We start from the raw sequence: 13,071 nt of genomic DNA on the forward strand, positions 1-13,071 counted from the left end.
CGTTGGATCAGTCAACTTCAACTGTTGAATGTGAAACCGCAATCGCGAGCAAGCTCACTCCCACAGGGTTTTCAGTGAACCGGGATTGGGTGTTCGCCGCGAATACCTGTGGGAGCGAGCTTGCTCGCGATGAACGATAACGCGGTGTATTGGAAAAAAACTCACATCGGCTCCGGCGGCCCGATCAATCGTCCCATCACGCCGAACACGCCCAACTCCCTGATCGCGTCCAGCTCACCCCGGGTCTCGACCATTTCCGCTATCAACGGCAGGTCAATGCTGTTGGTCGCGCGGAAAATCGCGTCGATAAACAGCCGTTTGTCCGGCTGCTCGTCAATGTGCCGGATATAGGTCCCGTCGATTTTCAGATACGCCAGGCCCAGCTGGGTCAGGTTGCCGATCTGGCTGAAGCTGCCGCCGAAATGCTGCAGGCCGATGCGGTAGCCGGTGTCGAGCAGGCTATGGCTCAATCGTTGAAGTTCGTCGGGAGGCGGCAGTTGGCGTTCGTCGATTTCCAGGGTCAGCAGCGGTGCCAGTTCCGGCAGTGATTCGAGCATGTCGAAGATCAATTTCAGTTGCGACTGGTCGCGCAAGGTAGCGCCGGACACACTCAAAGCGAGCGGCCGTCGATTGACCGCAAGGTAGTCGAAGGTCGCTTCGAGCATCGCCAGGTCTAATCGTGCCGACCAACCGAAACGCTCGATCCATGGCAAAAACTGTCCGGCAGCAATCGCCTGGCCCTGCGGGTCGAGCAGGCGAGCGACGACTTTGTGATGCAGCACCTCACGGGTGTCGGCGCATTGCACCACCGGTTGAAAGTACAGCTGCAATTTGCCTTGGGTCAGGGCGTCGTCGATCCAGGTGCGCCAGTCGTGATGGGATTGTTTCGGAGTGCTTTCGCCGTGGCTCACAAGCGCCCAAGGACGTTCGGGACGTTGGCGGGCTTCAGTCAGCGCCTGATCAAGGCGCAACAGCACATCGGTGGCGGCTTCGCCGGGGTGGTACGCGACGACACCCAGATGGGCGACGGGCATGCAATCGCTGGCACCGGTCAGGCGCAGGTTTTCCAGAGTGGCACTGATCTCGGAGGCCAGGCGCGTCGCCTCTTCGGTCCCCAGACCTGGTGTGAGCAGGCTGAACTCCCCCCCGCGATTGCGTGCGGCCAACCAGGTGCGTCGCTGCGGCAACCGCGTCAGGCGCTTGAGCAATTCAGCGACCGCGCCGATCAAGGCATCGGTACGCTGGCCGCCCAGACGTTGGTTGAGGCCGTTGAGGTCGTTGAGCCGCAGCATCAACAAATGACCCTCACAGCTTTGTTCGGCGACCAGCAAATGGTCAGCCAATTGTTCATCCAGCAAGCGCCGATTGGCCAGCCCCGTCAGGCTGTCCTGATAAGACTCGCTGCGCAGCTTCTCACTGCGCGCCGCCTCTTCGCTGAACAACGCCTTGAGCTTCTCGATCATCTGGTTCATCGCCAGTACTACACGTTTGAGCTCCGGCGTGCGTGGCAACTCAGGAAGGCTCAAGAACTCGCGTTTACTGATGGCTTCGGCCTGGCGGACCATGCTGTCGAGCGGACGAAGTTGGCGCCGCAACAGCCAGCCACCGAACACTGCACTGAGTAATCCGCACACCAGTAACCAAATCAGGCTGCCCAGGGTGCTGTCCCAGAGTTTGGCCAGGGCGAACTGCGGATTGCTCAGCACTTCGACCCGCGCCACCTGCTCCCAGCCGCGCATGATCAGCGCATCGCCGCCTTCATGACGCAGATTCACCAGGCTGACAAACCAGTCAGGCACACCCTTGATCTGCGTCGAGGCGCTGCGCTCTATCAGAACTTGCTGGTTATCGATGCTGATGATACGGATGTTGCTGAAATAACCGCTGTCGAAAATCGAACTGACCATCAACTCCATCATCGCCGGGTCATCGACTTGGGCAGTCAGCGATAAACCCAGGGCGGTGGCGGCATCCTGGGCGTGCGCGCGCAACTGGCCGAGGGTCTGCTCGCGGGAGCTTTCCAGGCCGACAAAAAAACTGCCGCTGAACGCCACCAGCAAAAACAGGCAGATGGCGAGAAACAATTGATTGCGCAGTTTCATGAATCGCTCCTTGCTGTAGCGACTAGCCCTCGCCCACGGCGAACCCTTCAGCTTTCATCTTTTGCAGAACGTCTTGCCAGCGCGAGAGTTTTTTTGAATCGCTGCTGCGTTGACCACCGTTTTTGCCCGGCAGATACAGGCCTTCGGCATTGAAGGCGTACACCGGCAACAGGTCTTTGCGCTGCGAGGCGGGGCGGATTTCGCCGATCAGATTGTCCAGCACCAGTGGTTCGGCGGTGGGGCTGCTGTAGAACGTCAGCACCATGTGTGCCTGGTTCTGAGCCAGTGCCTTGACGTAGGTGATGCGCAATTTTTCGCTGGGAATGCCGAGCTGGCGCAAGCTGAAATATTTTGCCAGCGCGTAGTCTTCACAGTCGGCGGCACCCTTGATCAGGGCCTCGACGGGCGTGGCCCAGTAATCGGTCTGGCGCCAGATGCGGGTGTCGTCCTGAAAATTCAGTTGCTGATTGAAGAAGCGATTGACCGCACTCAACTGCTCGCGCTCCGATGCGTCGCGTTCGCTCTGCAGCATCTGGCTCCAGGCTTCGATTCGCCCGCGCGCGGGGCCGAGGGTGCCGTAGCGCTTTTCGGCGATTTGCAGGATCTGCGCAAAATCCCAATTGGCCTGGACGCTGCTCAATCCTGCCAGCAGGAAAGCGGTCAGCAGCAGCCATCCGCCGAACCGAAGTCGGGGCGTTTGCCATCCTGGACTACGCGGACCGCGGGGCATGTCAGGCTGCTCGGGTGCAGATTGGTGAAGTCTAGGTGGTGTTTGTTGAAAGGTGGGGGCTGGTCGTCGGGTCGAGGCAGTCTGGTAGCCGACTTGTCTTTTTTATCCGTTGCTGCGGGTATGGCGGCTTATGGTTTCGGTGATGACGGCCTACCAGCCAACCAGTCTTTACCAGATACCCCCGATCCAACTGTAGGAGCCGGCTTGCTGGCGATGGCGGTGTTTCAGTCGACATCATCGCGGCTGACATACCGCCATCGCCAGCAAGCCGGCTCCTACAGGAAAGATGCGCACGAACCAGATAAACAGGCCGGCCGGCAGGCCGCCTCGCGGTGCGGTGGCGGTATTCGCCCCCTCGTGAGGCCGAGTGGAGGTTCTGCGCAGTGGGCAACCCGGCATGGATGCCGGGTTAGCCGCCCCCGGCCATGGATGGCCGATGGCGGCGGGCCCACGGAGCAGGACCGGAGCGAGGGCATGCCGAGCCACAGCGAGGCACCGAACGAAAGGGGCAAAAGCGCTTGGTTACTTGGCGCTCTTCCAAGTAACCCGCCGTAAGGGCGGAACCCTAGGTGGCCATAACCACAGCAACGGATATGTACACAAACCCAAACCCAAACCCAAACCCAAACCCAAACCCAAACCCAAACCCAAACCAGCCCTCAAATCTTACGCAAAGTCTTCTGCCTGAGAATATAGATCGTCACCAACACCGCACTCGTCAGCATGAACCCCCGGGCCCAAACCATCGGCACCAGATAGCAGGAAAACAGAATGCTCACCCACATCAACCCAATGGCATAAACCTTACCCTTGAGTGGAATGCCATTGCCTTCGAGGTAATCACGAATCCACGGCCCAAGCCGCGGATGATCCACCAGCCACTGATAAAAACGCGGAGAACTGCGGGCGAAACAGGCGGCCGCCAGCAACAGGAAAGGCGTCGTGGGCAATACCGGCAGGAAAATCCCGATCACCCCCAACGCTACGCTCAGCCAGCCGATGGCCAGCAGCACGTAGCGCAACATCAGGGAGCGGTTGCCTATGGGGTTGTCCATAGGCAGGACCTTAGTGGTGGCGTGGCTTGAGGATCGCCGGTTTCTCGTCTGGTGCGTTGCACAGCAGGTACAGCGCAGTCAGGGCTTCCGGGATCTGCACGATCATGTCGTCCATCAGGTTGGCGTCGGCGGCAATGTCGGAGAACTCCGGTTGCTCGTCGAACAGGCCCGAACCGACCATGATCGGCAGCAGCATTTCGCTGACTTCGTCTTCGGCGGTTTCGAACCAGGCTTCTTCGCGAAGGAACACGCCCTCCATGAAACCGATGCACCAGCCGCGCAGCTCGGAGTCGTCCGGGTCTTCGCCCAGGTCCAGGTCGCACGGCAACTCGAATTCTTCATCGGAGGCCAGTTGGCGAGCGATGTGGGCCTTGAGGCCGATCAGAGTGGCTTCGATCTCTTCGCGTTGAGCTTCGCTGCTGTAGTGCGGCTCTTCGGCGAAGAGGGCGTCGATCCATTCACGTTCGGGAACGTCTTCGGAACAGATCGACAGCGCGGTGAGGTAGCCGTGGGCGGCCACATAGTCCAGCGCCTCGTCATGCAGTTCATCGGCGTCGAGGAAGACTTGCAGGCGGGTTAGTTGCTCAGCGAAGGACATTAAAGGACTACCTTGGGGAATGTTCGATGCGGGAATTCTAGGCCTTCTTGAGCGCTTGGGCCAGCCGCGCAGCATATTTGCACGCCGCTTCTCCCTGTAGGCGATGCCGAACGCTGTTTCTGCAGGCGATCGTGTTGCTCCCTCTTATCAGCGGTGCCCTGCGCGAGGTAGGCCTCGGGTATACTCGCGCGTTTTGTGATGCCCTGCTGGTTTCACGGCTGAGATGTGAAGCGTCATGCAACGCGCACTTACGATTTGTCAGTGCAGCGTCGCGGGTTCTGAACCAGCCTTGCAGGGATGTTTCGGTGATTTTTGGAGTTTCTATGCTCGAGCAGGCTCAACGCGTCCTCAAGGACATCTTCGGCTACGACAGTTTTCGTGGCCGTCAGGGTGCAATCATTGAGCGCGTGGCCAGTGGCGGCGATGCCCTGGTGCTGATGCCTACCGGTGGCGGTAAATCCCTGTGCTTCCAGGTCCCGGCGCTGTTGCGCGAAGGCCTGGCGGTGGTGGTGTCGCCACTGATCGCGTTGATGGACGACCAAGTGGCGACCCTCGAAGAACTGGGGGTGGCCGCCGCAGCGTTGAACTCCACCCTCAGCGCCGAACAACAGCGAGACCTGGCGGCCCGAATCAAGCGCGGTGAAGTGAAAATGCTTTACCTCGCCCCGGAGCGCCTGGTGCAGCCGCGCATGTTGAACTTCCTGCAAGGGCTGAACATTGCCCTGTTCGCCATCGACGAAGCGCACTGCGTGTCGCAATGGGGGCATGATTTCCGTCCGGAATACCTGCAACTGGGGCAGTTGGCGGAAATGTTTCCCGACGTGCCGCGCATCGCCCTGACCGCCACGGCAGACAAGCGCACCCGGGAAGAAATCGTCACCCGCCTGCATCTGCAAAATGCCGAACGCTTCCTGTCGAGCTTCGACCGCCCGAACATTTTTTACCGCATCGTGCCCAAGGAACAGCCGCGCAAGCAGTTGCTGGCGTTCCTCGCCGAGCGCCGCAGTGATGCAGGCATCGTTTACTGCCTGTCACGGAAAAAGGTCGAGGAAGTGGCCGCGTTCCTCAGCGAACAAGGTTTCCCGGCGTTGCCGTACCACGCAGGCCTGCCCAACGATTTGCGCGCGCACAACCAGAAGCGCTTCCTCAACGAGGAAGGCCTGATCATGGTGGCCACCGTGGCGTTTGGCATGGGCATCGACAAACCCAACGTGCGCTTCGTCGCGCACCTGGATTTGCCGAAATCCCTGGAAGCCTACTACCAGGAAACCGGACGCGGCGGCCGTGACGGCTTGCCGGCGGACGCCTGGATGGCCTACGGCCTGCAAGATGTGGTGATGCTCAAGCAGATGCTGCAGAACTCCGAGGGGGACGAACGCCACAAGCGCCTGGAGCAGCACAAGCTCGACGCGATGCTGTCGCTGTGCGAAGAAACCCGCTGCCGCCGCCAGACTTTGCTGGCCTATTTCGATGAAGATATGCCCGAGCCGTGCGGCCATTGCGATAATTGCGTCGATGGCGTGCAGACCTGGGACGCTACGGAGCCGGCGCGTCAGGCGCTCTCGGCGATCTACCGCACCGGCCAGCGTTATGGCGTCGGGCATCTGGTGGATGTCCTGCTCGGCAAGGACAATGAAAAGGTCCGCAGCTTCGGCCATCAGCACCTGTCAGTGTTCGGCGTGGGCAAGGCGCGGGCCGAGGGCGAGTGGCGCTCGCTGTTCCGCCAGTTGGTGGCTCGCGGTCTGGCCGATGTTGACCATGAAGGCTATGGCGGCTTGCGTCTGAGTGACAGCTGCCGGCCGCTGCTCAAGGGTGAAGTGACCCTGGAACTGCGCCGCGACCTGAAGGCGCAAACCACCGCCAAGAGCAGCAAGAGCCAGGCGAGCCAGTTGGTGCGTGGCGAAGAACGCGAACAGTGGGAAGCGTTGCGTGCGCTGCGACGTAAACTCGCCGAAGAACATGGCGTGCCGCCGTACGTCATCTTCCCCGATTCGACCTTGCTGGAAATGCTGCGCAGCCAGCCGACTTCGCTGGCGGAAATGGCCACGGTCAGCGGTGTCGGCGCGCGCAAGCTGGAGCGTTATGGCGAAGCCTTCCTCGAAGTGCTCGGTGGCCAGGCCGAGGCGCCGAAGGTGGTGGCCGACGTACGCCACGAACTGATCACGCTGGCCCGCGCGGGCATGACGCCGGTGCAGATCGCCGGGCAACTGCAATGCTCGGAAAAGAACGTCTACACCATGCTTGCCGAAGCGATCGGCAAACAGCAGTTGTCACTGGAACAGGCGCTGGATCTGCCCGAAGAGTTGATGGGCGAAGTGCAGGACGCATTCCTCGACGGCGAGGGTGAGTTGCCGCCGGTCTCAGAGATTTCCGAACTGTTTGCAGGCCGAGTGCCGGAAGGGGTCTTGTACTGCGTTCGGGCTGCATTGCAGTCGGAATTCGAAATTTGAGTCATGGGTTCTACTGATGTAACGATTCACTACAGAACAAGCCTTGCCTACAGCCAAGGCTCATGCTTAGCTGACTAATAATTAGTATTTCTCTATTTCAGTCTAATCATGAGTGTTATATGCCGTTAACCGATCAACACCGCTTTGGCATGCAACTGGCCCAGATGTCGCGCGGCTGGCGTGCCGAACTGGACCGCCGTCTTGCCGGTCTCGGATTGTCCCAGGCGCGCTGGCTGGTGCTGTTGCACCTGGCACGCTTCGAACAAGCTCCGACCCAGCGTGAACTGGCACAAAGCGTGGGCGTGGAAGGGCCGACCCTGGCTCGTCTGCTCGACAGCCTGGAAAGCCAGGGGCTGGTTCAGCGTCAATCGGTGCTGGAAGATCGTCGGGCGAAAAAAATCGTCCTCTGCGCCCCGGCGCGCCCTCTGATCGATCAAATTGAAACCATTGCCACCCAACTGCGCCATGAGCTGTTCGAAGGTGTCGATGAGGCGGATTTGCGGATCTGCATGCGGGTTCACGGGCACATCCTGGCCAACCTTGAAAAGTCTTGAGGCACAACCTTTCGCCGGGTTTTTGAGATAGCGCGTCGAGCCGACTATAAGAACTACTGCGCAATATCGTGTTCGTACCGGATGTGCGAACGCGTGCAGATTGGTTTTGGTTAGTTAAGGGATGCTCATGCTAGAGAGTTGGCGAGTCGTTGTTCGGTATTGCGCCACGTGTTTGCTGGGCGGTGCCGCTGTCACTTGGTCGGCATTGGCGCCGGCACTGGGCCTGGGTGATATCACTTTGCATTCGGCGCTGAATCAGCCGCTGCGCGCCGAAATCGCTTTGGTCGATGCCGCTGGTCTGGAAGAGAGCGAACTGTCCGTCAGCCTGGCAACAGCCGACGAGTACAGTCGCGCAGGCGTCGACCGCGTGTTCTTCCTTAACGACTTGAAGTTCACGCCGATCCTGCGCGGCAAGCGCCATGTGATCCGGGTGACGTCCAGCAAACCCGTCAATGAACCTTTCCTGAATTTTCTTGTGCAGCTCAATCAGCCCAACGGACGTTTGCTGCGCGAGTACACCGTGCTGATTGATCCTCCGGGTACGCCGGGCATTGTCCCGATCGATGAAGAACCGGAGATCGAACGCAGCGCTTCTGCCTTTCCGAGTGTCCAGCCCGCCACCCCGGCTGCACCTGCGGCAAAGAAACCGGCACCCAAACCCGCCGTGGTCCCTGCCACTGACCCGCTGGCCGAGCAACTGGCCGCCAGCGTGCTGCAAGTCCAGCAATTGCAAGCCACCCTCGAAGAGCTCAACGGGAAGCTGCGAGCACAGGATGAGCAGATTGCCAGCGAGAAAAAGCAGGTCATCGAACTACAGACCCGATTGGCAGAGGTGCAAAACGCCGCAGCGGAGCCAGCGGCGCCGGCTGTGGTAGCGCCAGCGCCGATCGCGGTTGAGCAGCCCAGAACGAACTGGCTGTTGATTGGCGGATTGCTGGCGCTGGCGGGGTTGGTGTTGCTTGGCTGGTTCATGCGGCGAAGACAGCAATCGGCGCAGGCCCCAATCGAGACTTCGGCACCGCAGGCGCCGCTGCCGCCTCAGCCTGCGCAACCGCAGATCGCTGCAGCAGCGCTTTCATCGATTCCCGCCCACAGTGATGAACTGCCGGTCAGCGATGTGTTCGAGGAAGTGGCGGTCTATCTGGCCTATGGTCGATTTACCGAGGCTGTCGATTTGTTGCGAGAGGCGATGGCCAAAGAGCCGGAGCGTACTGATCTTGCCGTGCAATTGCTGGAAGTGCTCGGCAAACAGGGCGATGCCGCGGCCTACGATGCGCAGGAAGCCAAGCTGCGAGACGCCGGGTTCGATGGACAAAAGCTCCAGGACATCCGCGCTAGCCATCCAAAATTGAACCCCATTGCGCCGCCGCAGTCCGCTGTCGTCACGCCGCTGGTGACAGCGCCCCTGGATGAGTCCCCGTTGGACCCGGATGACCTGGCGATGGATTCGAACTGGGACTTGATCGAGCTCATCGACACGGCTGCGCCGCACGCGCCATTAACGAGCGATCCAGCATTGCCTGAACCCGAGATTGATTGGGAAATCGAACCTGCCTCGCAGTCTCTGGACGACAGTTTTCTCGACGAATTCCGCGAGCCAGACTCTTCGCTGGAGCTTGAGCCGCTCAACCTGGAACCGGTCGAACCCGACAATGCCGAAAAACTGGAGCAGGCCCAGACCTGCATCGATGACGGCGATCTCGACAGTGCCATCGCTCTGCTCAACGAATTACTCAGGGACGCCGAGGAACCGCTGAAACAGACGGCTCGCAGTCTGCTGGCCGGTATTCGCTGAAAATCCAAAGATCGCAAGCGATGAAGATGATTATGATAGCGGCGCCCGCTGACTCAAGAGATTTGCCTGTCATGACCGTTAGCAAACCGGAAATCATCATCACCTATTGCACCCAGTGCCAGTGGCTGTTGCGAGCCGCCTGGCTGGCGCAGGAACTGCTCAGTACCTTTGGCGACGACCTGGGCAAAGTGTCCCTGGTGCCCGGAACGGGCGGGGTCTTTCATGTTTTTTGTGACGATGTGCAGATCTGGGAGCGCAAGGCTGACGGTGGCTTCCCCGAGGCCAAGGTGCTCAAGCAGCGGGTCCGCGATCAGATTGATCCGGACCGCGACCTGGGGCACAACGACCGCACTCAGTGAGACGCCGCTTCCGCCGCTACGGCTTTCCTGCTTGAACCGCCAGAGAGCCTGCTCGACACCACAATCGCGACAATGATCAGCGCGCCGCCGAACAGCATGCGCAGGGTCGGGTTTTCATTGAACAGCAGCCAGGCCATGGTGATGCCATAAACCGGCTCGAGGGCAAAGACCACCGCAGCGGTCCGCGCCTTGATCACCGCCAGGCTGGCAACAAAAAGGCTGTGGGCGACACCGGTGCAGAACACACCGAGCAGGCCGATCCACAACCAGTCGATGGCGCGCACCTCGCTCAAGTGCGGCGCCGCCGCCGGCAGCAGGCACAAGCCGACCACCACGTTCTGACACAACGCTGCCTGCACCGGCGGGATGCGTGCCGAGCTTGCGCGATTGGTCAGGGATAAGAGGGAGAACAGCAGCCCCGAAAGCACCGACCACAGCAGGCCGGTCGTGGCGCCGCTGGCCAGATCGAACTCAGGCGTGACCAGCACCAGCCCGACGCTGACCAACGCCACCAGTACGATCTCATTGGCGCGGATTCGCTCACGGAAAATCAGCCCTTCGAGGATCACGGTAAAGGCCGGGAAACTGGCAAAGCCCAGAGTCGCGATGGCCACGCCGGCGACTTTCACGGAAATGAAGAAACTCACCCAGTGCCCGGCCAGCAACAAGCCGCTGAGCAACAGTCGACGCACATCCAGCGCCGCGAGTCGTTGCCAGCGGGTATTGCTGGCAAAACGGGCAAAAAATGCCAGTGCCAACACCGCGAACGCAGCCCGACCAAAGACGATGATCGCCGGTGACGCGGCGGCGAGTTTGCCGAACACACCGGTCAGGCCGAACATCAGAGCGCCAATGTGCAGGGCACCAAGGGCGGTACGGGGAGTCATGGCTATCCTTAAAAATATCAATCCGGTCGACAGCATGCCGAGCCTGCAGGCGCTGCCTTCGGCAGCTCTTGCATTGAACGCGCAAACCCCCGTCATGTCTGTCGTCGGACTATTGTTATTTGTCGCCAGCCTCGCGCCGCAGTTTTCCCGGTGATGTGCCGAACTCCCGTAGCACGGCGGCAGCAAAGGCACTTTGGGAACTGTAACCAACCCGCGCAGCAATCTCGCCGATGGGCAGGTCCGAACTGCGCAACAACGCGACAGCCTTGTGCAGGCGTCGACTGCGAATGTAGTCCATCGGCGTCTGACCGCATTCGGCGACGAACCGCGCATGCAGGCGAGCGCTGGAGAGACCGGCCACCCGGGCCAGGTCGGCGACTTGCAGCGGGTAGGCGGCGTACTGGTCAATGTGCGCATTCAGCGCGGCGTACGGAAGGCGCCGACCGCCGAGGCTATCCGGCCTGGCGTTGTTCAGGCTGGCCAGCAACAGCACCGCACCTTGTTGCGCAATCAGCGGATCATCCACCTGACTGTTGGCCAGCCAGCTGACCAATTGGCTTTGCCCGGCATCCAGCGACAAGCGGCCGGCGTTGTCGAGCAAGCGACGACTGGCTTCGGCATGCTCGCCCAGGGATTGGCCAATCCATTGATCGTCGGGTACGTCCAGGACCAGGCAGCGGCTGCCATTGGAACTACCGCAGGCGTGATGAAACCCGGACGGAATCACCACGAAGCTTTGCTGAACCACCTGACTGCCGCGCCCGTCGACTTCGAAATCCAGTGCGCCGGACAACCCGAACACCAATTGCGCGTGTTCGTGGCTGTGGACGATCAGGTCTTCGGTGTATTGGCGCAGGGTGAGGATCGGTCTCATCGCGGGTCTCCCGGTTCTGGGCGCCAGTCTACACCGGCACGGCTTGAGCGCGCTGTCACAAGACTGACTTGGCGCTGTCATGGGCCATTAACCCGACCGGCGCAAGCTTGCCAAAACTTGTCCTGAGGGTTGCCCATGACCAGCGCCGAGCTCGCCAAACCCAGCCGTAAGCAACGTGTCCGGACCTTGTGGATTTCCGACGTGCACTTGGGCACGCGCGATTGCCAGGCCGAGCATTTGTCACAGTTTCTCAAGGGCTATCACGCGGACAAGATTTACCTCGTCGGCGACATCATCGACGGCTGGAAACTGCGCGGCGGCATGTATTGGCCACAGGCGCACACCAATGTCATCCGCCGCCTGCTGACCATGAGCAAACGCGGGACCGAGGTGATTTATGTCACCGGCAACCACGACGAATTCCTGCGCCGCTATTCGAAACTGATTTTGGGCAACATCCAGTTGGTCGATGAAGCGGTGCATGTGACCGCCGATGGCCGACACCTGCTGGTGATCCACGGCGACCAGTTTGATGTGATTACCCGCTATCACCGCTGGCTGGCTTTTCTTGGCGACTCAGCCTACGAATTCACCCTGACCCTCAACCGCTGGCTCAACCATTGGCGCGCGCGTTACGGCTACGGCTACTGGTCGCTGTCGGCGTACCTCAAACACAAAGTGAAAACCGCCGTCAGCTTTATCAGCGACTTCGAGGAAGCCATCGCCCATGAATGCGTCAAGCGTGAGCTGCATGGCGTGGTGTGCGGGCACATTCACCATGCCGAGATCCGCAAGGTCGGCGAAGTGGATTACCTCAATTGCGGCGACTGGGTGGAGTCGTGCACGGCGCTGATCGAGCATTGGGACGGCACGATCGAGTTGTATCGCCTGGCGGATGCGCAGGCGCGTGAGGCGCAGTTGAAATCAGCCAAGGTCGCGGAACTGGCTTAAGGCTCAGAGGCGCCATCGCTAGCAGGCTCGCTCCTACAGTTGATCATTTTCTCCTGGAAGAACTCGGTCACATGTGGGAGCGAGCCTGCTCGCGATTGGACCGCGAAGCGGTCCCACCGGATCTGTCAGACCGGCGAATGCTCTTCCATCGCTGCTTTGTAAATCGAGTTTTTCGGCTGCGCAAACAACCGCTCCATCATCGGCTCGAAAAAGCTCAGCGGCAGCGTGTCATAGGACGGGTCGAACGCCGCAGCATCGTACTTGGCGCAAAATTCGATGGTCGCCTGGTACTGCGGGTGGTCGCGGAATTGCTCACGCAAATGCCGGTCCATGCCCAGGTGATGGAAGAAGTAGTAGCCCTGGAAAATCCCGTGTTTCTCTACCATCCACACATTCTCGGCGCTGACGAACGGCTTGAGGATCGCTGCGGCAATATCCGGGTGGTTATAGGAACCCAGGGTGTCGCCGATGTCGTGGAGCAGGGCGCACACCACATACTCTTCATCGCGGCCATCACGCCAGGCGCGGGTGGCGGTTTGCAGGGAGTGGGTCAGGCGATCCACCGGAAAACCGCCAAAATCACCTTCCAGTAACTTCAAGTGCGCCGTAATACGGGCCGGCAACTGGCGGGCGTAGGCACTGAAATCCGCGGCGATGATTGCCCAGTCTTCCTGGGTGCCGTCTTTCATGTGGGTAAAGCGAGCGTTGGCATTCAT

General features: G+C 60.3%; 12 protein-coding genes. 5 read left to right on the forward strand and 7 right to left on the reverse strand.

Going from position 1 to position 13,071, the window contains the following annotated elements:
* Positions 1-161 precede the first annotated feature (161 nt).
* The 4 genes from lapD to M5G20_RS10830 all read right to left on the reverse strand — a co-directional run bounded on the left by lapD (position 162) and on the right by M5G20_RS10830 (position 4,485).
* On the reverse strand, positions 162-2,102 hold the full coding sequence (gene lapD / locus M5G20_RS10815; RefSeq protein ID WP_273919129.1) for a cyclic di-GMP receptor LapD: 1,941 nt from the start codon (positions 2,100-2,102) through the stop codon (positions 162-164).
* A 22-nt stretch (positions 2,103-2,124) separates the two neighbouring features.
* A complete protein-coding gene (lapG, locus tag M5G20_RS10820; RefSeq protein WP_273919130.1) occupies positions 2,125-2,832 on the reverse strand; it encodes a cysteine protease LapG in 708 nt (235 codons plus the stop codon).
* A 659-nt stretch (positions 2,833-3,491) separates the two neighbouring features.
* On the reverse strand, positions 3,492-3,887 hold the full coding sequence (locus M5G20_RS10825) for a YbaN family protein (protein WP_273919131.1): 396 nt from the start codon (positions 3,885-3,887) through the stop codon (positions 3,492-3,494).
* 10 nt (positions 3,888-3,897) lie between these two features.
* Positions 3,898-4,485, reverse strand: a complete 588-nt coding sequence (locus M5G20_RS10830; protein WP_212626806.1) for a UPF0149 family protein — start codon at positions 4,483-4,485, stop codon at positions 3,898-3,900.
* A gap of 323 nt (positions 4,486-4,808) precedes the next feature.
* Here M5G20_RS10830 and recQ point away from each other — a divergent pair, with 323 nt between their 5' ends.
* The 4 genes from recQ to M5G20_RS10850 all read left to right on the forward strand — a co-directional run bounded on the left by recQ (position 4,809) and on the right by M5G20_RS10850 (position 9,643).
* Positions 4,809-6,935, forward strand: coding sequence for a DNA helicase RecQ (gene recQ, locus M5G20_RS10835; protein WP_273919132.1), 2,127 nt, complete (start codon positions 4,809-4,811; stop codon positions 6,933-6,935).
* A 119-nt stretch (positions 6,936-7,054) separates the two neighbouring features.
* The gene (locus M5G20_RS10840; protein WP_150734939.1) at positions 7,055-7,489 is read left to right on the forward strand and encodes a MarR family transcriptional regulator; all 435 of its coding nucleotides are present in this window, start codon (positions 7,055-7,057) and stop codon (positions 7,487-7,489) included.
* Positions 7,490-7,616: 127 nt separating this feature from the next.
* The gene (locus M5G20_RS10845; RefSeq protein ID WP_273919133.1) at positions 7,617-9,284 is read left to right on the forward strand and encodes a FimV/HubP family polar landmark protein; all 1,668 of its coding nucleotides are present in this window, start codon (positions 7,617-7,619) and stop codon (positions 9,282-9,284) included.
* A gap of 71 nt (positions 9,285-9,355) precedes the next feature.
* Entirely contained in the window at positions 9,356-9,643 is a 288-nt protein-coding gene (locus M5G20_RS10850) for a SelT/SelW/SelH family protein (RefSeq protein WP_150734937.1), read from the forward strand.
* Here M5G20_RS10850 and M5G20_RS10855 read toward each other — a convergent pair.
* The gene (locus tag M5G20_RS10855) at positions 9,637-10,530 is read right to left on the reverse strand and encodes a DMT family transporter (RefSeq protein WP_273919134.1); all 894 of its coding nucleotides are present in this window, start codon (positions 10,528-10,530) and stop codon (positions 9,637-9,639) included. The genes M5G20_RS10850 and M5G20_RS10855 overlap by 7 nt on opposite strands.
* A 115-nt stretch (positions 10,531-10,645) precedes the next feature.
* Positions 10,646-11,404, reverse strand: a complete 759-nt coding sequence (locus tag M5G20_RS10860; protein ID WP_273919135.1) for a helix-turn-helix transcriptional regulator — start codon at positions 11,402-11,404, stop codon at positions 10,646-10,648.
* Positions 11,405-11,539: 135 nt separating this feature from the next.
* Between M5G20_RS10860 and M5G20_RS10865 the strand changes: the two genes are divergently transcribed.
* Complete coding sequence (locus tag M5G20_RS10865) at positions 11,540-12,355, forward strand: UDP-2,3-diacylglucosamine diphosphatase (protein ID WP_273919136.1); 816 nt, start codon at positions 11,540-11,542, stop codon at positions 12,353-12,355.
* Between the two features lie 125 nt (positions 12,356-12,480).
* On the opposite strand, the gene M5G20_RS10870 is transcribed toward M5G20_RS10865, so the two are convergent.
* Positions 12,481-13,071 (reverse strand): HD domain-containing protein, encoded by a 591-nt coding sequence (locus M5G20_RS10870; protein ID WP_273919137.1) that lies wholly within the window; start codon positions 13,069-13,071, stop codon positions 12,481-12,483.

Source organism: Pseudomonas sp. TNT2022 ID1044 (assembly GCF_028656895.1).
GTDB lineage: Bacteria > Pseudomonadota > Gammaproteobacteria > Pseudomonadales > Pseudomonadaceae > Aquipseudomonas > Aquipseudomonas reinekei.

Excerpts from the sequence above, each read along its gene's own strand:
- lapD (WP_273919129.1), bottom strand. The coding sequence starts at position 2,102 with ATGAAACTGCGCAATCAATTGTTTCTCGCCATCTGCCTGTTTTTGCTG.
- lapG (WP_273919130.1), bottom strand. The coding sequence starts at position 2,832 with ATGCCCCGCGGTCCGCGTAGTCCAGGATGGCAAACGCCCCGACTTCGG.
- M5G20_RS10825 (WP_273919131.1), bottom strand. The coding sequence starts at position 3,887 with ATGGACAACCCCATAGGCAACCGCTCCCTGATGTTGCGCTACGTGCTG.
- M5G20_RS10830 (WP_212626806.1), bottom strand. The coding sequence starts at position 4,485 with ATGTCCTTCGCTGAGCAACTAACCCGCCTGCAAGTCTTCCTCGACGCC.
- recQ (WP_273919132.1), top strand. The coding sequence starts at position 4,809 with ATGCTCGAGCAGGCTCAACGCGTCCTCAAGGACATCTTCGGCTACGAC.
- M5G20_RS10840 (WP_150734939.1), top strand. The coding sequence starts at position 7,055 with ATGCCGTTAACCGATCAACACCGCTTTGGCATGCAACTGGCCCAGATG.
- M5G20_RS10845 (WP_273919133.1), top strand. The coding sequence starts at position 7,617 with ATGCTAGAGAGTTGGCGAGTCGTTGTTCGGTATTGCGCCACGTGTTTG.
- M5G20_RS10850 (WP_150734937.1), top strand. The coding sequence starts at position 9,356 with ATGACCGTTAGCAAACCGGAAATCATCATCACCTATTGCACCCAGTGC.
- M5G20_RS10855 (WP_273919134.1), bottom strand. The coding sequence starts at position 10,530 with ATGACTCCCCGTACCGCCCTTGGTGCCCTGCACATTGGCGCTCTGATG.
- M5G20_RS10860 (WP_273919135.1), bottom strand. The coding sequence starts at position 11,404 with ATGAGACCGATCCTCACCCTGCGCCAATACACCGAAGACCTGATCGTC.
- M5G20_RS10865 (WP_273919136.1), top strand. The coding sequence starts at position 11,540 with ATGACCAGCGCCGAGCTCGCCAAACCCAGCCGTAAGCAACGTGTCCGG.
- M5G20_RS10870 (WP_273919137.1), bottom strand. The coding sequence starts at position 13,071 with ATGAATGCCAACGCTCGCTTTACCCACATGAAAGACGGCACCCAGGAA.